The organism is Micromonospora sp. NPDC050784 (genome assembly GCF_044456765.1).
Lineage (GTDB): Bacteria > Actinomycetota > Actinomycetes > Mycobacteriales > Micromonosporaceae > Micromonospora > Micromonospora foliorum.
Window position 1 is genome coordinate 79087 of the sequence record NZ_JBITGG010000003.1, and the last position, 21527, is coordinate 100613.

The 21527-nt window shown below is 73.8% G+C and carries 17 protein-coding genes and 2 tRNA genes; 10 read left to right on the forward strand and 9 right to left on the reverse strand.

Annotated elements, in window-relative coordinates; genetic code table 11:
* The first annotated feature begins 324 nt into the window (after window positions 1–324).
* Both ACIBD9_RS04845 and ACIBD9_RS04850 read left to right on the forward strand, forming a co-directional pair.
* Entirely contained in the window at window positions 325–1287 is a 963-nt protein-coding gene (locus ACIBD9_RS04845) for a TIGR03557 family F420-dependent LLM class oxidoreductase (RefSeq protein WP_396714597.1), read from the forward strand.
* Between the two features lie 8 nt (window positions 1288–1295).
* On the forward strand, window positions 1296–2150 hold the full coding sequence (locus tag ACIBD9_RS04850; protein WP_396714599.1) for an alpha/beta fold hydrolase: 855 nt from the start codon (window positions 1296–1298) through the stop codon (window positions 2148–2150).
* Window positions 2151–2287: 137 nt separating this feature from the next.
* Here ACIBD9_RS04850 and ACIBD9_RS04855 read toward each other — a convergent pair whose 3' ends face one another.
* The 6 genes from ACIBD9_RS04855 to ACIBD9_RS04880 form a co-directional block, all read right to left on the reverse strand.
* The gene (locus ACIBD9_RS04855) at window positions 2288–3097 is read right to left on the reverse strand and encodes an endonuclease/exonuclease/phosphatase family protein (RefSeq protein ID WP_396714601.1); all 810 of its coding nucleotides are present in this window, start codon (window positions 3095–3097) and stop codon (window positions 2288–2290) included.
* Window positions 3098–3108: 11 nt separating this feature from the next.
* A complete protein-coding gene (locus ACIBD9_RS04860) occupies window positions 3109–4599 on the reverse strand; it encodes a phosphatase PAP2 family protein (RefSeq protein WP_396714603.1) in 1491 nt (496 codons plus the stop codon).
* A 70-nt stretch (window positions 4600–4669) separates the two neighbouring features.
* Complete coding sequence (locus tag ACIBD9_RS04865) at window positions 4670–5671, reverse strand: YihY/virulence factor BrkB family protein (RefSeq protein WP_396714605.1); 1002 nt, start codon at window positions 5669–5671, stop codon at window positions 4670–4672.
* Window positions 5664–6668 (reverse strand): diacylglycerol/lipid kinase family protein, encoded by a 1005-nt coding sequence (locus ACIBD9_RS04870; protein ID WP_396714607.1) that lies wholly within the window; start codon window positions 6666–6668, stop codon window positions 5664–5666. The genes ACIBD9_RS04865 and ACIBD9_RS04870 overlap by 8 nt, the downstream gene beginning before the upstream one ends.
* Before the next feature lie 93 nt (window positions 6669–6761).
* Window positions 6762–7340 carry a Clp protease N-terminal domain-containing protein gene (locus ACIBD9_RS04875; protein WP_396715056.1) on the reverse strand — a complete coding sequence of 193 codons (579 nt, stop codon included), beginning with the start codon at window positions 7338–7340 and terminating at the stop codon, window positions 6762–6764.
* Window positions 7340–7576, reverse strand: a complete 237-nt coding sequence (locus ACIBD9_RS04880; protein ID WP_007457155.1) for an HTH domain-containing protein — start codon at window positions 7574–7576, stop codon at window positions 7340–7342. Before ACIBD9_RS04880 ends, ACIBD9_RS04875 begins: the two co-directional genes overlap by 1 nt.
* A 152-nt stretch (window positions 7577–7728) precedes the next feature.
* Between ACIBD9_RS04880 and ACIBD9_RS04885 the strand changes: the two genes are divergently transcribed.
* The 3 genes from ACIBD9_RS04885 (at window position 7729) to ACIBD9_RS04895 (ending at window position 11937) form a co-directional block, all read left to right on the forward strand.
* The gene (locus ACIBD9_RS04885) at window positions 7729–8589 is read left to right on the forward strand and encodes a universal stress protein (RefSeq protein WP_396714609.1); all 861 of its coding nucleotides are present in this window, start codon (window positions 7729–7731) and stop codon (window positions 8587–8589) included.
* A gap of 61 nt (window positions 8590–8650) precedes the next feature.
* Window positions 8651–11044 (forward strand): phosphoketolase, encoded by a 2394-nt coding sequence (locus ACIBD9_RS04890; protein ID WP_396715058.1) that lies wholly within the window; start codon window positions 8651–8653, stop codon window positions 11042–11044.
* A gap of 11 nt (window positions 11045–11055) precedes the next feature.
* Window positions 11056–11937 carry a universal stress protein gene (locus ACIBD9_RS04895; RefSeq protein WP_396714611.1) on the forward strand — a complete coding sequence of 294 codons (882 nt, stop codon included), beginning with the start codon at window positions 11056–11058 and terminating at the stop codon, window positions 11935–11937.
* Between the two features lie 24 nt (window positions 11938–11961).
* Here the strand turns inward: ACIBD9_RS04895 and ACIBD9_RS04900 are convergent, their stop codons facing one another.
* Window positions 11962–12954, reverse strand: coding sequence for an NAD-dependent epimerase/dehydratase family protein (locus ACIBD9_RS04900; RefSeq protein WP_396714613.1), 993 nt, complete (start codon window positions 12952–12954; stop codon window positions 11962–11964).
* Between the two features lie 241 nt (window positions 12955–13195).
* On the opposite strand from ACIBD9_RS04900, the gene ACIBD9_RS04905 reads away from it, so the two are divergent.
* The 4 genes from ACIBD9_RS04905 to ACIBD9_RS04920 are packed head-to-tail and all read left to right on the forward strand — an operon-like array spanning window position 13196 to window position 20775.
* Complete coding sequence (locus ACIBD9_RS04905) at window positions 13196–14128, forward strand: ABC transporter ATP-binding protein (protein WP_396714615.1); 933 nt, start codon at window positions 13196–13198, stop codon at window positions 14126–14128.
* Window positions 14125–14847 carry an ABC transporter ATP-binding protein gene (locus tag ACIBD9_RS04910; RefSeq protein ID WP_396714617.1) on the forward strand — a complete coding sequence of 241 codons (723 nt, stop codon included), beginning with the start codon at window positions 14125–14127 and terminating at the stop codon, window positions 14845–14847. The genes ACIBD9_RS04905 and ACIBD9_RS04910 overlap by 4 nt, the downstream gene beginning before the upstream one ends.
* Window positions 14848–14854: 7 nt before the next feature.
* Window positions 14855–18019 (forward strand): FtsX-like permease family protein, encoded by a 3165-nt coding sequence (locus ACIBD9_RS04915; RefSeq protein WP_396714619.1) that lies wholly within the window; start codon window positions 14855–14857, stop codon window positions 18017–18019.
* Window positions 18016–20775 (forward strand): FtsX-like permease family protein, encoded by a 2760-nt coding sequence (locus tag ACIBD9_RS04920; protein WP_396714621.1) that lies wholly within the window; start codon window positions 18016–18018, stop codon window positions 20773–20775. The genes ACIBD9_RS04915 and ACIBD9_RS04920 overlap by 4 nt, the downstream gene beginning before the upstream one ends.
* An 88-nt stretch (window positions 20776–20863) precedes the next feature.
* On the opposite strand, the gene ACIBD9_RS04925 is transcribed toward ACIBD9_RS04920, so the two are convergent.
* Window positions 20864–20938 (reverse strand) — tRNA-Val (locus ACIBD9_RS04925).
* A 26-nt stretch (window positions 20939–20964) separates the two neighbouring features.
* Window positions 20965–21037 (reverse strand) — tRNA-Gly (locus tag ACIBD9_RS04930).
* Between the two features lie 148 nt (window positions 21038–21185).
* Here ACIBD9_RS04930 and ACIBD9_RS04935 point away from each other — a divergent pair.
* Window positions 21186–21428 (forward strand): DUF6458 family protein, encoded by a 243-nt coding sequence (locus tag ACIBD9_RS04935; RefSeq protein WP_091400768.1) that lies wholly within the window; start codon window positions 21186–21188, stop codon window positions 21426–21428.
* The last annotated feature ends 99 nt before the right edge of the window (window positions 21429–21527 follow it).

Genomic DNA, 21527 nt, shown 5'->3' on the forward strand with positions numbered 1-21527 from the left:
AGGGAAGGCGGCTGCAGCCCGGCAGCCGCGCCCGGCGCCCGGCGCAGGCATCAGCGTAGGACGATGGATTGGTCTTCGCAACCGGTTCAGTTGGCCGGCCCGCAGCCCGGACAGCCGCAACGGCCCACGCGGACGCGGGCCGTCACGGGGCGGTCATCCCCACCACAGGATGTGCGCCACACCCGGCTCTTAACCGGTTAAGAGCGACGGTAGGCAGGTGGCCGCGATCCGTCAAGCACCGCGACAGCCGAACCGGACGAGAGGGTTGACCCCCGCGCACCGGGGTATCCCGGGAACGATCCGTCAGTGAGAGGGGATACCAGGATGGTCAGCGTCGGCTACACCCTGATGAGCGAGCAGGCCGGGCCCAAGCAGCTGGTGGACCATGCGGTACGGGCCGAGGCGGCTGGTTTCGACCAACTGGTGGTGTCCGACCACTACTACCCCTGGCTGGAGTCCCAGGGCCACTCCCCGTACGCCTGGTCGGTGCTCGGCGCGGTCGCCCACGCCACCTCCCGCGCGGAGCTGATGTCCTTCGTGACCTGCCCGATCCGCCGCTACCACCCGGCCGTGGTCGCGCAGAAGGCCAGCACGATCGGGGCGCTCTCGGACGGCCGTTTCACCCTCGGCCTGGGCGCCGGGGAGAACCTGAACGAGCACGTGGTCGGCGGCTGGCCGCACGTCCAGCAGCGGCACGAAATGTTCGAGGAGGCGTTGCAGATTATCCGGCCGTTGCTCAACGGGGAGACTCTGACCTTCTCCGGCAACCACTTCGACGTGCCCGACGCCTACATCTGGGACCGCCCGGAACGCCCGGTGCCGATGGCCGTCGCCGCGTCCGGTCGGCAGTCCGCGACGCTGGCCGCCGAGTACGGCAACGGCCTCATCTCCACCGAACCCGACCGGCACATCATCGAGATGTACGACGACGCCGGAGGCGCCGGCCAGCCGCGCTACGGGCAGGTGGCCATCTGCTACGGCCCCGACGAGGCGGAGTGCCGCAAGATCGTGCACGACCAGTTCCGCTGGTTCGGGATGGGTTGGAAGGTCAACGCCGACCTGCCCGGCCCGGAGTCCTTCGCCGCGGCCACCCAGTTCGTCCGGGAGGAGGACGTCGCCGAGGGCGTCTCCTGCGGTCCGGATGTGGACGCGCACGTCGAGGCGTTCCGCAAGTTCGTCGACGCCGGCTTCACCCACGTGGCGATCATCCAGGTCGGCGGGGAGACCCAACCGATGTTCCTGGACTGGGCGCAGGAGCAGCTGCTGCCGCGGTTGCGTGAGCTGTGAACCGAGCCGTGACCCCTCGGCCGCCCGGCCGCACCGCCGTCGGCCGGTTCGGGCCGGCCGAGCTGCGGCTCGCCATGGCCGCGCCCCGACCGGCCGGCGGACTGACCAGCGAGTGGCGGGTCGTCGACGGACTGCGCACCCACACCCGCCGCAGCGCCGACCCGGGGACCGGGGCGCCACCCGTGGTGCTGGTACACGGCCTGGCGGTCTCGCACCGCTATCTCACCCCGCTCGCCGTCGCGCTCGCCGCCACCAACCCGGTGTACGTGCCGGACCTGCCCGGCTTCGGGCTGTCCGAACACCCCCGGGGCGCGTACGACGTGCGCCAGCACGCCGACCACCTGGCCGCCTGGCTGGCCGCGTACCAATTGCCGCCGGTCTGCCTGGTGGGGCACTCGTTCGGCGCGGAGGTGGCCGCGGCGCTCGCCGCGACCCACCCCGACGCGGTACGCGCGCTGGTGTTGGCCGGACCGACGAGTGACCCGGCGGCCCGGTCCCGACGGGGCCAGTTCGGTCGTTGGCTGGTGGACACCCTGCGTGAGGCGCCGCTGCAGGCCCCGATCCTGGCGCGGGACGTCTGGAACGCCCGGCCCTGGCGGGTCCTGGCGACGCTGTCGCACTCGGTGCGGAACGCCGTCGAGGCGGACCTCGTCCGCGTCAGCGCGCCGACTGTCGTCGTGACCGGTGATCGCGACCCGGTCGTGCCGCAACGGTGGCGGGACGAGGCGACGCGGCTGGTGCCGGATGCGGCCCTGGTGGTCGTGCCCGGTGCCGCGCACAACGTGGTGACGACCGCCCCGACTGCCGTCGCGGACGCGATCCGGCACCTGCTCGCCCCTCATCCCGCACTCACGGACAGGTGAACGTCATGCGCTTCGGCAACACGGAGATCCGCCCGCTCGGTGGGGGCCTCGGCTGCCTCCTGATGATCCTCTTCTCGATCGTGGCCTCGGTGGTGCTGACCGTCCTGCTGAATCTGGTGCTCTGAGCCCCGCACGCCTCACCCGGGAGACAACTCCAGCGTGGCGAGCAGCGGGTAGTGGTCCGAGGCCGTGGCCGCCGCGCCGTCGCGAATCACCCGACAGTCGTGCGTCCGCTGCGCCACCGCGGTGCTGCCGAGCAGGTAGTCCAGCCGCATCCCGGCGAACTCGGCCCCGCCCAGTCGGGTGGGCACGGTGTGGCCGGCGGCCTCCAGGGCGTCGACGTTGCCCGACGGCCAGAGGTCGACGAGGCCGGCGGCGAGCAGCCGGGCGATCGCGCGGGTGTCCACGGCGCCACCGGAGCGCCGCAGGTGCCGCCGCCGGTAGAGGGCCGGCATCCCGGCCAGGCGGGCGGTGTGGTCGACGGTCGGGTCGAGCGAGTTGAGGTCACCGGTGACCAGCGTCAGCGGCCCCTGGTGGCGGCGCATCGCGGCGACCAGCCAGTCGACCTCCATCCGCCGCCGGCCCCCCGAGTACGGGTAGAGGTGGGTGCCCAGCACGGTGAACGGACCGGCGGACGTGGCCACCACGACGCGGGCGGCGGCGTGGTGGAACGGGCGGCGCACCGCCCCCGCGTCGACGACCCGGTACGGCGGCCGGACCAGCACCGCCACCGGCTGCCCGAAGCAGGACCGGGCCAGGTGGGGGACCATCCCCACCCGGCCCGCCACGGTGGCCATCAGCCCGTCCCGGTCGAAGCCGCGCAGCTCCTGCAGGGCCAGCACGTCCGGTGCCTGCTCGTCGACGACCTGGACCACCTGGTCCAGCCGGTCGGAGCCACCGCGATCCCGGCCGCCGGTGCGGATGTTCCAGGTCATCACCCGCAGCACGACGGCGGCGCCTAGTCGGCTCGGCCGGCCCGCGCCAGCTCGTCGTCGAGGGTGTCCACGTCCTCCGACTCGATGGCCGGTTGGTTGCCTTCCTTCAGGTCCTCGTTCGGACGGATCACCAGGTAGAGCAACCCGATCCAGAGCGCGGAGAGCAGGATCGCGCCCATGAAGTCGGTCGGGTGGTGCATCCCCCGGTACATCCGGGAGGTGGCCACCCCGACCGGCATGAGCACGGCCAGCGCCACGAAGACCCAACGCCACCACCGGTCAGTACGCGGGAACACGATGAGGGTGATCGCCAGCCAGACGCAGATGGTGGCCGCGATGTGGCCGGACGGGAACGACGAGGTGGGCATCTGCCCGTCCAGGTTCTCCACCGGCGGACGCGGCCGGTCGACCGCGCGGGCCGAAGCGAGGAAGAGGGTCAGCTCGCCCACCATCGCCAGCGCCACGAAGAGCACCGGACGCCAGCGCCGCCACACCGCCAGCACCAGCGGGCAGAACACCAGCGAGATCAGCAGGATGGCATGGGTGTCACCGAACTTGCTCCACCACCAGCTGACGTCGGTCAGCACCTCGGTGTGCCGCTCGGCGAACCACCGCGGCACCTCCGTGTCGAGGGTGTCGAAGAAGGTGCCCTTGGCGTGGTAGCTGACGTACGTGCCGAAGCCGTACAGCGCGCCGAACACGATCACCCAGCCGACCAGCAGCTCGGCCACCGCCGAGCGCGGGTGGGCCAACACGTGTTCCTCGGCCGGGGCGGGGGCGATGTCGTGCCCCGCCTCCGGCTCCAGGCCCTCGGTCAGCGGCGGCACCGGCCGACCCCGCTCCCGCCGCCACAGTCGGAAGGCGTACGCGGTGACGCCCAGCCAGGCGGCCCCGAGCAGCCAGGCGGCCAGCACGTCGGAGACGAAGTGCACGCCCAGCGCGATCCGGGTCAGCCCGACCAGCACCACCAGCACACCGACCCCGACGATGGCCGGCTTGCGCCAGCGGGGCGCCATCGCCGGCAGGAACACCAGCAGCAGCGCTCCGTACGCGACGAACGAGCCGAGCGCGTGCCCGCTCGGGAAGCTGTTGCCGGGCGCGCTGGCGACCGGCACGTCCACGACCGGGCGGAGCCGGCCGACAAGCGTCTTCAGAGACGGGTCGAGGATCAGACCACCGACCCCCGTGATGATCAGGTAGACGGCGAGTCGGGGCTGCCGTCGGATCAGCAGCCCGACCACGGCGATGGTGACCAGCCAGATGAGGATCGGCCGGCCGCCCAGGTCCGTCACGGCCTGGAGCACCGTGACCAGTGCGTGGTGCGGGGCGACGAGCCCGTTGAACCACTCGGCGAGCGCGTGGTCGGCATCCTGCAGGGGGCTCCACTGCACCCGGACGAGCAACAACAGCAGCCCGAAAGCCACCCCGGCACCGGTGACGGCCACCAGACCGGCAATGCTCCGTTCGGCGAAATGACCGATCGGACGGCGCGCCACCTCTTTGACCGCGGTCACCCCGCACCTCCCTTGTCGCCTCTGGCGAGGCGCTTTACCCGATCCGCGTCCGTCGTACACGCCGGTGCCGCTAGAGCGCCGACATGTCCCCGGTGTCGTACAGCTCGGCGCGGTCCGGGTCGGGCTCCCACAGGTCCGGTTGGGCTGGCTCCTGCACACCGATGCGCAGCGCCTCCAGTTGGGCGGCGAAGGCCAGCCCACCGAACAGCGCCATCCCGGTCAGGTTGGCCCAGAGCAGCAGCGCCATCATCCCGGTGAGGGCGCCGTAGGTCTGCCCGAAACCGTCACTGAACCGCACGTACGCGGCGAGCAACAGGCTGGCCAGCCACCACAGCGCGGTGGCGATGCCGGCGCCGAACAACAGCCAGGACAGGCCGGGTTGGTTGCGTCGCGGCGCGTGTCGGAACAGCACGGCGACGGCGACGACGGTCAGCGCGAGGCTCAGCGGGAAGCGGATCACGTCCCAGATGCCGTTGGCGAGCGCGCCCCACTCGTAGTGTTCGCGAACCGAGTCGCCCATCGCGCCGCCGCCGACCAGGATCAGGAAGCCGGCGAGCGCGGGCAGGCCGGCGGTGACGGCCAGGACGGCGGCACGCAGGTACTTGTGCAGGGCCGGGCGGTCCCGCTCGACGCCGTAGATGCGGTTGGCGCCCCGCTCGATCTGGGCCATCGTGGTGGTGAGCGCGACCAGGCCGGTGAGCAGACCGAGGGTGAGTGCCAACTCTCCCGCGTCCTCGACGCGTTCGCCCTCCCCGAGCAGCTCGCCGACCATCTGCGCGCTCTGGCCGGGGGTGAGCGCCAGGACGGTGTCGGCGACCACCTGGCCGCCCTCCTCGACGCCCAGCTCGCTGATCAGGCCGGTGAGGGCGATCAGGAACGGCACCACGGCGAGGCAGAGTTGCAGCGCGAAGGCCCGGGAGTGGCTGAACCCGTCGCCGTAGCGGAACCGGATGAACGCGTCCCGCAGCAGGTGCCAGCCGCCCTGCCGGCGCAGGGTGCGCCAGGCGTCGTCGGCGGACAGCTCCTCGTCGGCCATCATCCGGGTCTCGGGAACGATCCGGGTGCTACTCACGGCGCGCGTCCTCGATCAGCTGCTCGCCCCGCTCCCCGGCGCCTTGCGCGTCGACGGTCAGGTCGGGGGCGTCCTCGGGCTGGGGGACGCAGAGCCAGAGAGCCTGGGGGCGGACCTCGGCCCGCAGCTGCCGGCCCGGGGAGATCAGGTCGCCGTCCAACTCGCGTGGCTGCGCCCGGTTGCTGCTGACCACCACCCGCCGGCCCCGGAACACCTCCAGCTGCGGCACCCGGCCGCTGCGGCGGATCACCGCCCAGCCGAGCGCGAGCCAGTGCCGCAGGTTGCGCGGGGTGAGCACGGCGACGTCGAGCCAGCCGTCGTCCGGCTCGGCCTCGGTCAGCAGGGTCACGCCGCCCTGTAGCCGGCCGACGTTGGCGATCAGGACCGAACGGGCCCGGCGGCGCAGCGGCGGCCGGTCGTCGATGCGGATCTGCACCCGCATCGGCCGGTCCCGGAGGTGACGGGCGGCACCCACCACGTACGCCGGCCAGCCGATGCGGGCCTTGGTGGTCTCGTTCGTGGCTTCGAGCATCTGGGCGTCGAAGCCCATGCCGGCCATCACGGTGAAGTACTTGTCCTCGACAGCGCCGACGTCGAGCAGCCGTCGGCCGCGTTCGACAGCGACCTGCAACCCGGCGGCCAGGTCGGTGGAGAGGCCCAGGTTGGCGGCGAGCAGGTTGCCGGTGCCCTGCGGCAGCACGGCGAGGGCCACGTCGGTGCCGACCAACCCGCTGACGCAGGACATCACGGTGCCGTCGCCCCCGCAGGCGAAGACGAGATCGACGCCGGCCTTGACGGCCTGTTCGGTCTGACCGCGACCCGGGTCGTCGACGGTCGTCTCGTACCACTCCGGCGCGGGCCAACCGGCCGCGGTCAGGGCGTCGTCGACGGTACGACGCAACTCGTCGAGATCGTCGACCTTGACCGGGTTGACCACCACGGCGGAGCGCAACCCGCCGTCGCCGCCCGAGGGCCGCCTGTCCTGTCCAGCATCCACGGCGCCAGTGTGCAGCACCGGGACAGCTTCAGCGACCCGGCGACCGGCGCGCGTCGGAAGTGCCACAGACAGGTTTCAGGACGAGCCTCCCCGTCACGCCGCCGCGCGTAGTGCGAGCTCCACCCGCCGGCGTAGGTCGTCGAGGTCGATGCCGGCCTCGGTGAGCACCAACGCGCCCAGCCCGTTTCCCTCCCGGAGCACTCCGAGCAGGATGTGCTCGGTGCCGATGTGGCGGTGGCGCAGGCGCAGGGCCTCCCGCAGGGACAGTTCCAGCGCCTTCTTGGACCGGGGCGAGAAGGGGCCGCCGAGGTACCGCTTACGCCCCCAGCGACGGCGCGGCGCCGGCACCGCCTCCCGAAGCGCGTCCGGGCCGAAGGACTGCTCGATGCGGGCGACGATCGCGGCCAGGTCGATGCCGATCTCCCGCAGGGCCGCCGCGTCCGCGTCGCCGAGGCCGGCGCCGCCGCTGACAGTGTGTCGACGGACGCGTTCGCGCAGGTCGTCGGCGCGTACCCCGGCGTCGGCGAGCACCCGGCTGGCCAGCCCGGCCTCGTCGGCGAGCAGGGCGAGCAGCAGGTGCTCGGTGCCGACCGGCCGCTGGCCCTCGACCCGCGCCTCCTCCAGCGCCCGTCGCACCACGTCGCGCGCCCGGTCGGTGAACCGTTCGAACATCACGCCTCCCAGGATGAGTTGACCGCCGGTCGCCCGGCGTGCTTCTTGTGCACGGCCTGCCGGCTGACCTCGAGCGCGTCGGCGATCTCCTGCCAGGACCAGCCCTGTCGTCGGGCGTTGTCCACCTGGACCACCTCGAGCCGCTCGAGCAGCCGGCGAAGCGCGCGGACGGCGCGTAGCCCGACCCGGGGGTCGGTGCTGCCGGCTGCCGCCGCGAGTTCTGTCGCCTGACTCATGCCGTCAACATACGTTGACAACCGCCGTGGTGTCAACCCTAGTTGACGAGAGGCGTCCGTAGCCGATCCGACCCGCCGCCGTGCTCATCCGACTACCCTCGGTCAGGGACAGCTTGGCCGTGCCGGGCGCGACGCCCGGGAGGTGATATCGGATGGCCGCAGCCGCCGACGCAGCGGTGCTCGTCGGCCTCGGGTCGGAACTCGACCTCCCGGTCGTCGAACAGGCCGCGCAGGAGGCCGCCGGACACGGCCGGCCACTGCACCTGCTGCACACCTTCAACTGGCACGCGGCCTTCGCCGCGGACACCGTCGCCGCACCGCGCGACCAGGCCGAGAATCTGATCACCCGGGCCGCCCACCTCGCCCACCAGACCGAGCCGGGGCTGACCGTCCGCGGCGAGATCGTCGAGAGCTCCATGCTGCCCACCCTCATCCGCCGCTCGGAGGCGGCCTTCCTGCTGGCCGTCGGCGACAGCGGAATGGCGGGCAGCGGCCAGAGTGTCCCGGCCGAGACGCCTGCCGTGCAGTTGGCCGCACGGGCCGGCTGCCCACTGCTGGTGGTCCGCCGTGAGCCGCCCCCGCAGGGCCCGGTGCTGGTGGGCGTGGACGGCTCACCCAGCTCACACCTCGCTCTCCAATGGGCCGTGAAGTGCGCGGCCGGCAGAGGCGCCCGACTGCTGGCGCTGCGGGTCGTGGAGTACGACGAGGACACCGACGCGGTCGCCGAGCAGCTCGGCGAGGCGCTGGACCGGCACGCCGACCGCCACAGCGCGGTGCCGACCGAATCCCGCGTGGTACGCGGTGACCCCGCCCAGGTGCTGATCGACACGTCCCGCAACACGCAGGTGGCGCTGGTCGCCGCCCGCGGCGACGAACCGGGCCGGGCCATGCTGGGCGCGGTCGCCCAGTCCCTGCTCTACCACTCCCCGGCCCCGGTGGTCGTCGTCCGCGGCCTGGCCGAGGCGCCGCTGACCGGGCCCGGCGCCCGCCCGGCGCGGGACCAACGGCCCTGACCCCGGGGCGTCCGCAGCGGCCAGGCCGGACGCCCCACTCCTACCCGCGAGAGGCAGCATGATGGACACCGCTCTCGACGTGCACGGCGCCCTCACCGACGACGAACTGCGTCGGCTGGACGCCTACTGGCGCGCCGCGAACTACCTCACCGTCGGGCAGATCTACCTGCTGGACAATCCGCTGCTGCGGGAACCGCTCACCCCCGACGACATCAAGCCCCGACTGCTCGGGCACTGGGGCACCAGCCCCGGCCTCAACCTGATCTACGCCCACCTCAACCGGGTGATCGTGGCGCGCGACCTCAACGCCATGCTGGTCACCGGCCCCGGCCACGGCGGCCCGGCCATCGTGGCCAACACCTGGCTGGAGGGCACCTGGTCGGAGCGCTACCACGACGTGGCGCGCGACGAGGCCGGGATGTCCCGGCTCTTCCGCCAGTTCTCCTTCCCCGGCGGCATCCCCAGCCATGTCGCGGCGGACGTGCCGGGTTCGATCCACGAGGGCGGCGAGCTGGGGTACGCGTTGAGCCACGCCTACGGCGCCGCCTTCGACCACCCGGACCTCGTGGTGGCCTGCGTGATCGGCGACGGCGAGGCGGAGACCGGGCCGCTGGCCGGCAGTTGGCTCTCCGACGTGTTCCTCAACCCGGCGCGCGACGGCGCGGTGCTGCCCATCCTGCACCTCAACGGCTACAAGATCGCCAACCCGACCGTGCTGGCCCGGATCCCCGAGACCGACCTGCTCGACCTGCTGCGCGGATCGGGCTACCAGCCGTACGTGGTGGCCGGCGACGAGCCCACCCAGGTGCACCGGACCCTCGCGGCGACGCTGGACCGCGTGCTGGACGAGATCGCCGAGATCCAGCGGCGGGCCCGCTCCGGGGGCGTCGTCGAACGCCCCCGCTGGCCGATGATCATTCTGCGGACGCCGAAGGGCTGGACCGGCCCGCGTGAGGTCGACGGCACCCAGGTGGAGGGCACCTACCGGGCCCACCAGGTGCCGCTGTCGGGCGTACGGGACAACCCGGCGCACCGGGCCGAGCTGGAGCACTGGCTGCGCAGCTACCGGCCGGAGGAGCTGTTCGACGCGACCGGCGCGCCGGTGGACGAGCTGCTGACGCTGCCGCCGCGCGGTGACCGGCGGATGAGCGCCAACCCGGTCACCAACGGCGGCGTGGTGCTGCGCGACCTGACCCTGCCGGACTTCCGCGACTACGGCGTGGAGGTTCCCGAACCGGGTACGCCGGTCGCCGGCGCGACCGGGGTGCTCGGCCCGTGGATCCGCGACGTCATCAGCGCCAACCCGGAGACGTTCCGGCTGTTCGGCCCGGACGAGGTCGCGTCCAACCGGCTGGGTGCCGCGTTCGAGGTGACCGACCGGGTCTGGGTGGCCGCCACCGTCCCCGGCGACGACCACCTCTCCCCCGACGGGCGGGTCATGGAGGTGCTCTCCGAGCACCTGTGTCAGGGCTGGCTGGAGGGCTACCTACTGACCGGCCGGCACGGCGTGTTCACCAGCTACGAGGCGTTCATCCACATCGTCGACTCGATGCTCAACCAGCACGCCAAGTGGCTGAAGGTGACCCGGGCCATCCCCTGGCGGCAACCGATCGCCTCGCTGAACTACCTGCTGTCCAGCCACGTCTGGCGTCAGGACCACAACGGCTTCTCCCACCAGGACCCGGGCTTCATCGACCACGTCGTCAACAAGAAGGCCGAGGTGGTGCGGGTCTATCTCCCGCCGGACGCGAACACGCTGCTCGCCACCATGGACCACTGCCTGCGCAGCCGGCACTACATCAACGTGGTGGTGGCCGGTAAGCAGGCGGCGCCGAACTGGCTGACGATGACCGAGGCGATCCAGCACACCCGACGTGGCCTGGGCATCTGGGAGTGGGCCAGCAACGACGGCGGCACCGAGCCGGACGTGGTGCTGGCCTGCTGCGGAGACGTGCCCACCCTGGAGACGCTGGCCGCCGTCGAGTTGCTGCGCCAGAACCTCCCGCAGTTGAGGGTGCGCCTGGTCAACGTGGTCGACCTGATGCGACTCCAGCCGGACACCGAGCACCCGCACGGCCTGACCGACAACGAGTTCGACACCATCTTCACCAAGGACCGGCAGGTCATCTTCGCGTACCACGGCTATCCGTGGCTGATCCACCGACTCACCTACCGCCGTACGAACCACGAGAACCTGCACGTGCGCGGTTACAAGGAGGAGGGCACCACCACCACCCCGTTCGACATGGTGATGCTCAACGACCTGGACCGCTTCCACCTGGTCATCGACGTCATCGACCGGGTGCCCGGGCTGGCCGCCAGCGCCGCGCATCTGCGCCAACGGATGGTCGACGCCCGGCAGGCGGCCCGCGACTACACCCGCCAGTACGGCGAGGACGACCCCCAGGTCGCCGAGTGGCGCTGGATCCGCGAAACCGACCCGACCGCCCCCTGAAGGAGAACGACGTGCGCGACGCGGAGATCCTGGTCGGCTACGACGGCTCCACCGACGCCTCGGTGGCCCTGAACTGGGCCGTGGAGGAGGCGCGGCACAGCGGCCAGCCGGTGCGGCTGGCGTACGTCTTCGAATGGCTGACCGTGGCCAGCTGGGTCGGCCCGGGCGTGGCCCCCGGCGTGTGGCCCGACGACACCGCCCGCCGGCAGGTCGACGACCTGGTCCGCAAGGCCGCGGCGGACGCCGCCGCGGCCAACCCGGGGCTGCACATCACCGGCGAGGTGTACGACGGGCCGCCCGCGCTGGTGTTGCAGGAACGCTCGACCGAGGCCGGGCTGCTGGTGCTCGGCAGCCGGGGCCACGGCGGGTTCGGGGGCCTGCTGGCCGGGTCGACGGCGGTATCGGTCGCCGCGCACGCCCACTGCCCGGTCGTCGTGGTCCGGGACGGGGCCGGCAGGGCCGCGAACGACACGTCGGAGGGTGCCGACGGGGTCGGGCCGAGCCGCCCGGTGGCGGTCGGGGTGGACGGCTCGGAACCCTCGCTGGTGGCGCTCGGCTTCGCGGCCGAACGGGCGGCGCAGCGGCAGCTGCCACTGCGCGTGCTGCATGCCTGGACACCGGGCCCGGGCGGGGCGGCCGGGGTGCCCGACGAGCGGGCCGCCGTGGAGCAGGCGCTGGAGCCGTGGCGACGGACGTTCCCCGGGCTGGCGGTGACCGTCGACCTGGTGTCGACCAGCCCGGCCGCGATGCTGATCGAGGCGAGTCGGGACGCGCGGCTGGTCGTGGTCGGCAGTCGGGGCCGGGGCGGGCTCGCCGGCATGCTGCTCGGCTCGGTCAGCCAACAGGTCATCCAACACGCCAACTGCCCCGTCGCGGTGGTCCGGGAACGCTGACCACCGCCGTGCGGCGCGACAAGGTCAGGGGGCGAGCAGCGCGGCCTCGCGGGCCGGGTCCAACCCGATCGAGCCGCGATCCGGCCGACCGGCGCGCGGCGGAACCGCGCCGACATCACGCAGCCAGCGCCAGGTGTCGTCGACGGTCTCGGTCACCGGCCGGCAGGTCAACCCGGCGGCGAGAGCGCGGGTGACGTCCCGCTCCAGCAACCCCCGGTACGGGTGGCCGCGCGGCATCCAGATCGGCAGGTCGCTCCAGGGCTGCACACCGGCGGCGAGGATCGACGCCGGATCGGTCCAGCGCAGCCGGGCGTCGGCGCCGGTGGCGGCCACGCACGCGTCGAGCAGCTCACCCATCGTGGTCTGCCCGGGACGACCGACCGCGTTGAACGTGCCGCCCAGCCGCCGGGCGCCCGCGTCGAGCATCCACCCCGCCAGGTCGCGGACGTCGACGTACTGCACCGGCAGATCCGCCGGCCCGGGGGCGAGCACGTCGCCGCCCCGTTCCATCCGCCGCAGCCACCAGGGGAGCCGGCCGATGTCCTCCCCCGGGCCCAGGATCAGACCGGCACGGGCGATGAGCGCGCGCTGGCCGTACACCTCCCGCACGGCACGCTCGGCCCCGGCCTTGAGCTGCGAGTAGTCCCCGTCGACGGAGTCCGCGTCGGCCTCCACCACCGGGGAGTCCTCGTGCAGTCCGGGGGTGGCCGGATCGGTGTAGACCGACCCGCTGGACACGTACACATAGTGGTTTACCGCGTCGGCCAGGACGCGGGCGGCGGCACGGGCCGCCCGCGGCGCGCCGTCCCAGGTGTCCACCACGACGTCCCACTCGCCGCCGGCCAGCGCCGCCAGGCCGTCCGGCGCGGTGCGGTCACCGCGCAACCGGTGTACGCCGGACGGCACCGCACCGTGCAGCCCTCGGTTGAAAACCGTCACCGACCAGCCGCGGCGCACCGCCTCGGTGACCGTGGCCCCACCCACGAAGCCCGTACCGCCCAGCACCAGCAGTCTCATGTGCTGCACCCTGCCGGCCCGGACCGGCGGAGGACACCCCTGTTCACCGGCAGCGGATCTGCCCGTGGCAGAAACCGGGGTCCGGTGGCGGGGAGGTTCCGGTCGGTCGTTCACCGGCGGGCCCTCGCCCAGCATGCAGGAAAGCCGCCCAGGGCATGGTCAACGGAGCCGCCGGTTGCGAAACTGCTTCAGCCTGCGTCAGCGCGGGCAACCGAGGCGCACGAACGGGACGGAGCAGGGAATGCCCAGCACACCGCTGTCCCTGCCGCAGCCACCCGCGCGGGCGCCCGAGTTCGGCCGGGACGCGCTCATCGTCTGCGAGAACCTGGTGCGGATCTACCAGACCGGTTCGATCGAGGTGCAGGCACTGCAGGGACTGGACCTGGCCGTGGAGAGCGGTGAGCTGGTCGCCGTCGTCGGTGCCTCCGGGTCGGGCAAGTCGACGCTGCTCTCCATCCTGGCCGGCATCGACGCCCCCACCGCCGGGCGGGTCCGGGTCGACAGGTGGAATCTGCTGGCGATGTCCCGCGCGGACCGGGTGGACTACCGGCGGCACACCGTCGGGTTCGTCCGCCAGCAGACGGCGAGCAACCTGATCCCCTACCTGACCGCACGGGAGATGGTGGACCTGCCGATGACCGCGGCCCGTACCGCGAAGCAGGAGCGCCGGGAACGCACGGCCGAGCTGCTGGACAGCCTCGGTGTCGCCGACTGCGCCGATCGGCGCCCCGGGCAACTCTCCGGCGGGCAGCAGATGCGGGTCGCGATCGCGGTGGCGCTGGCCAACCAGCCGCGGGTCCTGCTCGCCGACGAACCGACCGGCGAGCTGGACGCCGCCACGTCCGCGGAGGTCTTCGGCGTGCTGCGGGACGTCAACCGGCGCTACGGCGTCACGGTTGTCGTGGTGACCCACGATCCGGAGGTCAGCGGCCAGGTCGAACGGACCGTCGCGATCCGGGACGGGCGCACCAGCAGCGAGGTGCTACGCCGCACCACCACCGACGCGGAGGGCGACACGCACATGACCGCCGAGGAGTACGCCGTGATGGACCGGGCCGGGCGGGTCCAGGTGCCCCGCGAGTTCCGCCAGGCGCTGGCGCTGACCCGACGGGTCCGGCTGGCCCTGGAACCCGACCACATCACGATCCGCCCCGACTCGGGAAGCGGCGAATGAGCGGCGAGCCGCTGCTCAGCGTGCGCGGCGTGCACCGGCGCTTCCGCACCGGGCCGACGGTCGTACACGCCCTGCGCGGTGTGTCGTTCGACGTGGCCGCCGGTTCGATGGTGGCGCTCGTCGGCCGGTCCGGCTCGGGCAAGACCACCCTGCTCAACGTCATCGGCGGCCTGGACCGCCCGGACGCCGGCACCGTGCACGTCGACGGCACCGACGTCACCGCGCTCGACGAGGATGGCCTGTCCCGGCTGCGGCGCGAGAAGGTGTCGTACGTCTTCCAGAGCTTCGGGTTGATCCCGGTGCTGTCGGCCGCGGAGAACGTCGCGGCCCCGCTGCGGATGGCCCGCGTCGCCCCGGCCGAGCGCGAGCGGCGGGTCGAGCTGCTGCTGGAGCTGATCGGCCTGGCCGACCACGCCCGGCAGCGGCCGGCGGAGCTGTCCGGTGGCCAGCAGCAGCGGGTGGCGATCGCCCGCGCGCTCGCCGCCTCGCCCCAGCTTCTGCTCGCCGACGAGCCCACCGGGCAACTGGACGCCGAGACAGGCCTGTCGGTGATGGCCCTGCTGCGCGGGATAGTGGAATCCGAAGGCGTCACCGTGGTGGTGTCGACGCACGACGCGGTGATGATGGCCCTGGCCGACCGGGTGATCCGCATCCACGACGGGCACCTCGACGAACAGGCGGCCGGGCAGCCGTACGCGCCCGCGCCGGACGCCGGGTGACGCGACGATGAGGCTGGTCAGCCGGCGCGCCCGCGCGCAGTGGCCCTTGCTGGCGGCCCTCCTCGGGGTCGTCACGATCGGCGCGACCCTGCTGGGTACCTGCACCCTGCTGGTCACCCGCACCGCCGAGCGGGCGCTGGAGGTCGCCATGGCCCGCGCCGCCCCCGCCGCCGTCGACGTGACCGTCTACACCGGCACCGTCGAGGGGCGGGACACGCGGTCCGTCGCCGCCGACACCCGCACCGTGGTGGCCTCCGCGCTCGCACCGTTTCCGGTGACGACAACCGCGCGGGCGTCGACAGTGCTGCGGGCGCTGCCGCCGGCGCTCGCCAAGGGCACCACCGTCCCCGCCCAGGCGTACCTGTCGGGGCTGGACGACCTGCCGGCCCGAGGAGAGCTGGTCACCGGGCGCTGGCCACAGCACCCCGGCGACGCGGTGCTGCTGGAGTCCACCGCACAACAGCTCGGCCTCGCCCCCGGTCGCCGGGTACGCCTCGGCGCCGAACTGGCCCACGCGCCCGTCCCGGCCATCGACGTGACAGTCGTCGGTGTGGTAAGGCCGCTGCCGGGGCGCGGCTGGGACCGCGACCCGCTGGCCGCGGTCGGCTCCGCCACCGGCTACCGGGACGGCCACTTCCAGCAGCCGGTCAACGCCTACGGCCCGTTCCTCGTCGACCTCGCCGACCTGGTCACCACCGGTGCCACCGTCGACCGGATGGAGATCACCGCCCATCCGGACCTGTCCCACCCCAACCGCCACGATCTGGAGACCGTGGCCGAGGCCCTCCGTGGTGCCGACCGCCGGCTGGAGGGCACCCTCGGCGACCGCGTCCAGCTCGCACGTGTCTCCTCCGAATTGCCGCTGACCCTGCGGTCCGCCGACGACCAACGGCACGTCACCGCCGCCGTCGTACTCGCCATCGCCGTCCTCGGCGGTGTCCTGGCCGCGACGGCACTCGTCCTCGCCGGCCGGCTGACCACGGGCATCCGCGCCGACGAGACCGCCCTGCGGTCCGCCCTGGGCGCCAGCCGTGGCCAACTCGCCGCCACCGCGACACTCGAGGCCGGTCTCGTCGCCGCCGTCGCCGCCGCGCTCGCGATACCGGCCTCGTCGGCCCTGCACGCCGGCTTGACCCACCTGCCGCCGCTGGACGGCGCCGGCCTGACCGTCCGGCCGGCCATCGCCGGCGCCCAGGTCCTCGCGGTCGTCGGCGGCGCGCTGGTGCTCGCCGCCGTCCTCACCGTCCTGGCGATCCGGCCCGTCCCGGCCGCCAGCGACCAGCGCACCCGCCGCGAACTGCTGGCCCGATCCGGCGCCGACCTGATGCTCACGGTGTTCGCCGCCGCCGGATGGTGGCAGCTGTACGCGCAGCCCACCGCCGCCAGCCCACGCGCCGACGCGGTCCGCGTGCTCGCGCCGGCGCTGCTGCTCACCGCAGGCGCCGCCCTGGCTCTCCGGGTGGTACTGCCCGCCCTTCGCGGCGCCGACCGACTGGTGTACCGCGCCCGCGGGCTGGCGCTTCCGCTGGCGGTCTCCGAGGCCGCCCGCCGGCCACAGGCGGTCGCCGCCGGGCTGCTCGTCGGCCTGGCCTGCGCGGCCGGAACCTTCGGCCTCGCCTTCGACAACACGTGGCACCAGTCGCAGCGCGACCAGGCCGCGCTCTCCGTCGGCACCGACCTGGCGCTCACGCTCAGCACGGCGCCGGTGGCCGGAGACGGCGCGGTCGTCAGCGCGGCCACCGCGGGGGCCGTGAGTCCGGTCCTCCACCGTGGTACCGCCGTCGGTCAGTGGCTCGGCGGCGCCGGCGACGCGCCGCGCCTGGTCGCCGTCGACACCACCCGCGCCGACGCGCTGCTGCGCGGGCGGCTGGACAGCGACCGCGGATGGGCGGACGTGGGCGCCGCGCTGGCGCCACGCACCCGGGTCACCGGCCTCGCCGTTCCGGCCGGCGCCCCGCTCGTCCTGAGCGGGACCGCCGCCGGCGACACCCCGCTCGCCGTGACGCCCCAGCTGCTGCTTCAGGACGCAACCGGCCTCCGCACGTCCTGCACCGGTCCCGCCGTACCGCTCGACGGTCGGGAGTTCCGGCTGCCCGCCTGCGCGACGGCTGACGGGCTGCGCCTCGTCGCGGTCGCCCTGCCGGTCACCGCCGACGCATCCGGCGGACCCGTCGCCGTAGCCGTGACACTCACCGTGCCGCCCGCCGGGTCGGCGGAGAGGTCCACCGACGGATCGGACTGGACCGCCACGTCCGCGCCGCCGGTCCCGAGCAGATTGCGCGACCCGACCGTCGTGGTGTCCGCCACGCCGACGGGAACCGCCCTGCGGATGGCCGCGACCGTCGACCTCGGCGGCGCCGAGGACGCCGCCCGGACCCTCGTCGCCTCCGCCTTCCCGGACCCCGGCCCGGTGCCCGTCGCCGTCTCCGCCCGCTTCGCCAGCGAGGTCGGTGCCGAGAGAGGCAGCCAGCTCAGCGTCACGGTCGGCATCACGCCCGTCCCGGTCGTCGTCACCGAGGTCGTGCCGACCGTACCGTCCGCCCCCGGCGCCGTCGCCGTCCTGGCCGACCTGGACACGCTGTCCCGCGCACGCGCCGTCACCGGCGACCTGACGTTCCCGGTCGACGCCTGGTGGGTCGGCCACCCGGCCGGTCCCGGCGCCGCCGAGCGGGCCACCGCCCTGCACCTGGGCACCGTCGCGACCCGCGAGGCGGAGACCGCCCGTCGCACCGACGGCCCGCTGAGCGCCGGGCTGCCGGCCGCGCTCCGGCTCATCGTCCCGGCCGCGGCCCTGCTGTTGCTCGCCGGCGTCGTCCTGCACGTCACCTGTGACCTACAGGTCCGCGCCGTCGAGGTGACGCGGCTGCGCGGCCTGGGGATGTCCCGGCGCGACACCCGGGCCGTGCTGCTCGGCCAGCACGCCGGCGTTCTGCTGCCCCTGCTCGCGGCGGGCGTTGCCGTCGGCGCCCTCGCCACCCACATCGTCGCTCCCCTGCTCGTACGCTCCGACACCGGCGCCGCGCCCGTCCCGGCCACCCAGCCACACTGGCCGTGGCCCGCCGAGGCCGCACTGCTCGCCGTACTGCTGGCCGGATGCATGCTGGCGGTCGCCATTGTGGTCACCGTCCAGGTCCGCCGGGCCGACGCCGCGCACCTGCGGGTGGCGCCGTGAACCGGTGGCTGACCCGCCGGTGGCCGGCGCCGCACTGGCCCAGCATCCGCGGCCGTGGCCGTACCGACGCCGGGCCGCTGCTGCTCACCGCCACCGTCATCGCGGCCGTCGCGCTGCTCGCCGGGGCCGCGCCCGCGCTGCTCCGCGCCGCCGCCGACACCGCCGTCCGGGACACGGTCCGCCGCGCCGGCAACGACTCGAACGTCCTCGTACACGCCAACTTCGAACGCGACGACGGGCCGACCGGCGGGCGGGTCCGGATGCCCAGCCTCGCCGAGGCCGTCGACAACTTCCGCGCCCGGGCGACGGACGCGCTCGGGTCCGACCTGGACGCCGCGCTGCTCCCGTCCGTCGCCGTTGTCAACGGCCCGATCCTCAACATCACCGACGGCAGCGTGCCGCGTACCTTCCAATTCACCTACCTGGCCGGTGACCGCGGCGGCCCGGACGTGACCTGGATCGCCGGCAGCGCTCCCGGCGCCGCCGTCTCCGACGAGTACGTCGAGATCCCCTACGACGGACGGCCCTGGCCCGTGCAGGTCGGCCTCTCCGAGGCGGACGCCGCCGCACTCAACCTCGGCCCCGGCGATCGAATCCCGGTCGGGGACGGCCAGGGTCGCGACAAGGACATCCGGATCAGTGGGATCTACCGAGCCGCGGACAGCGCCAACCCGGCTTGGCGACTCGCTCCGGCGCTCCTGCGCCCCGTGCCCGGCGCCGACGGGGTGGGGACCACCCGGTTCGGCGGTCTGCTGTCGCGCGAGTCCTTACCGGACGCCCGGCTCGCCGTCGACGAGGACGAACTGCGGCGCACCGTCCACTTCGCCCCGGAGCCCGAAGCGCTCACCGGGGACGCCACCGCGGCGCTCGCCAGCCAGGTGGTCAGGCTCAAGGCGGCCTCCGGATCGTCAAGTGACCGCGGCGAATCCCTGAAGTGGGAGTCGCTGCTCGACACCGTCCTGCGCGACGCCCGCGCCCGCAACAGTGCCGCTTCCGCCCAGGCCGCCGTCCTGCTCGCCGGGGTGCTGACCGCCACGGTACTGGTCCTGCTGCTCGCCGCCGACCTGCTGGTCCGCCGCCGCACCCCGGCGTTGAGCGCCGCCCGGCAGCGTGGGGCGGGGCTACCTGACCTCGCAGCGGAACTGGTCATCGAGTCCACAGTGGTGTCCCTGTCGGCCGCCGCCGTCGGGCTCGCGCTCGCCCGCGCGGCCGCTCCGGGCGTCTCCTGGACCTGGGCCGTCCCCGTGGTCCTGGCCGGTGCCGTCGCCGGGCCGGCGTTCGGCACCCTCGTCGCCGCCCGCGCCAGCCGCGACCGGCGCCAACCCGCCAACCCGGCCGCTCGACGCTGGATCCGGGCCACCGGCCACTTGCGCCGCGCCGCCGTGGAGGCCGCGGTCCTGATCGCCGCGGTCGCCGCCTTCGTCACACTGCACCAGCGCGGGCTCCTGCCCGTCGACTCCGACGGCGACACCGGTGAGCTGACCGGCGACCTGATCCTGCCGGTGAGCGCCCTCGCCCTGGGCGCGCTCGTCGGCGCGCTCGTCCTGCTCCGGCTGCTGCCCCTCGGGGCGCGGCTCGCGCTCCGACAGGCCCTGCGCTCGCGCCGCCCGCTGGCCGTGTTCAGTGCCGCCCAGGCGGCCACGACGGCCGGGCGCGCGCTGCCGTTGCTGGTTCTGGTCAGCACCACGGCGCTCGCGTCGTTCGCGCTCATCCTCGGCGCCACCGTCACCCGGGGTCTGGCCGACGGCGGGTGGAGCACCGTCGGCGCCGACGCCCGCGTCGACGTCGGCACCGACGCCGAGGCCGCCACGCCCGCACTCGCCGAACGCATCGCCGCCGCACCCGGGGTGGGGCAGGTCGTCGTCGCGCAGGTGACCGACTCGGCACGCGTCTTCAGCGAGTCGACACTGCTCACCCCACGCCTGGTCATCGTGGACGCTGCCGCGTTCCAGCGTCTGCTGGCCACCACTCCGCTGCCCGACGCGCCGGCGCTGGCCCGGCTCACGACACCCGGTCCTGGCCCCGGGGACGTCCCCGCGCTGGTCCGATCGAGCGGCGGCGACCTGCGGACCGGCACGCGGTTGCAGCTACCCCGGGACGGCGCCCCGGCGATCCGTCTCGCCGCGGTCGGTACCGCTCCCTCCGTCGGCGGCGCCACCGACGTCGTGATCGTGGACGCCGCGGCCCTCGCCGACGCCGGCCTGCCCGCCGTTCCGAACACCGTCTGGGTGACCGGCCCCGGCGCGGCGCGGGCCGTGTCGAACACCGGCGTCGCCGCCGACGTCGTGCTGCGCGCGGACGTCCTGCGGGCGCAGCGGGTGGCTCCGCTGACCGCGGGGCTACTACGGCTGGCGTGGACGGCCGCCGCGGTGCTGCTGGCGCTGGGGTTGCTCGGTTCCACGCTCACCGCCGCCGCCGGTGCGTCGCAGCGGTGGCAGACCCTGACCCGGCTGCGGACCCTCGGTCTGCGGCCACGCGACGCCCGCTGGGTCGCCGCCGGAGAGCTGCTGCCGCCGATCGTGGTCGCCGCGGTGTGCGGCCCGTTACTCGGGGCCCTGCTCGCCCGCCTGACGCTCGGCCCGCTCGACCTGCGGCTGCTCACCGGCCAAGCCGCCGACCCGGCGGCGGTCCTGCCGTGGTGGCTGCTGGGCCTGGTGAGCGTGGCGCTGCTGGCGGCGGTCGCCACGGTCGTACCCGTCGAGTCGGCGCTGCGGCGACGCGACCGGCTGAGCGAGGTACTCCGCGCCGGCGAGTAAGCAAATGGTCTGCCAGTGCGGGAAGCAGAAACGCCGAGACCCGTTACCGGAGATCCGGTAACGGGTCATCTGATCTGGCTTGTATAGCTGGTGGGCGATACTGGGTTTGAACCAGTGACCTCTTCCGTGTCAGGGAAGCGCGCTCCCACTGCGCCAATCGCCCGTGGTGGCCCCGTGGGGCACATCGCGAGCGGACGACGGGATTCGAACCCGCGACCCTCACCTTGGCAAGGTGATGCGCTACCAGCTGCGCTACGTCCGCACGTCCCCGGCAAGCGCCGGCGACAGGTGAACTCTACCCGATGCCAAGATCGCTTGGCAGGGCACCCTGGCCCGGTCGCGATTGCGCTGGTCCCCGCCGGGGTACTGAGGTGCTCGACAGCGCACCACACCCCCTTAAGGAGGCTGTCGTGGGTATCGGCACCAGCATCTTCCTGATCGCGCTCGGCGCGATCCTCACCTTCGCACTGGACGCGAGCGTCGGCGGCATCAACCTCGACGTGGTCGGCTGGATCCTGATGGGCGCCGGCGTGCTCGGCCTGATCATGACCACGCTGATCTGGGGTCGCCGCCGTCAGGTCGTCACCACCACCGAGCAGCCGGTGGAGTACCGCCAGGTCGAGGAGCGGCGGGACATCGCGCCGCCGCTGTGACCCGACCACTTCCCATCGCTGGCGGCTCCGCCAGGTCAACGTGATTCTGGGCCGGCCGCCGCGCTGAGGGTGGCCGGCCCGTCGTATCCGTGACCCCGG

What these genes read in the sequence shown, in the direction of transcription:
- ACIBD9_RS04900 (WP_396714613.1), bottom strand. Translation starts at nt 12,954, where the DNA reads ATGAGACTGCTGGTGCTGGGCGGTACGGGCTTCGTGGGTGGGGCCACG.
- ACIBD9_RS04915 (WP_396714619.1), top strand. Translation starts at nt 14,855, where the DNA reads ATGAGGCTGGTCAGCCGGCGCGCCCGCGCGCAGTGGCCCTTGCTGGCG.
- ACIBD9_RS04845 (WP_396714597.1), top strand. Translation starts at nt 325, where the DNA reads ATGGTCAGCGTCGGCTACACCCTGATGAGCGAGCAGGCCGGGCCCAAG.
- ACIBD9_RS04905 (WP_396714615.1), top strand. Translation starts at nt 13,196, where the DNA reads ATGCCCAGCACACCGCTGTCCCTGCCGCAGCCACCCGCGCGGGCGCCC.
- ACIBD9_RS04880 (WP_007457155.1), bottom strand. Translation starts at nt 7,576, where the DNA reads ATGAGTCAGGCGACAGAACTCGCGGCGGCAGCCGGCAGCACCGACCCC.
- ACIBD9_RS04875 (WP_396715056.1), bottom strand. Translation starts at nt 7,340, where the DNA reads ATGTTCGAACGGTTCACCGACCGGGCGCGCGACGTGGTGCGACGGGCG.
- ACIBD9_RS04890 (WP_396715058.1), top strand. Translation starts at nt 8,651, where the DNA reads ATGGACACCGCTCTCGACGTGCACGGCGCCCTCACCGACGACGAACTG.
- ACIBD9_RS04885 (WP_396714609.1), top strand. Translation starts at nt 7,729, where the DNA reads ATGGCCGCAGCCGCCGACGCAGCGGTGCTCGTCGGCCTCGGGTCGGAA.
- ACIBD9_RS04910 (WP_396714617.1), top strand. Translation starts at nt 14,125, where the DNA reads ATGAGCGGCGAGCCGCTGCTCAGCGTGCGCGGCGTGCACCGGCGCTTC.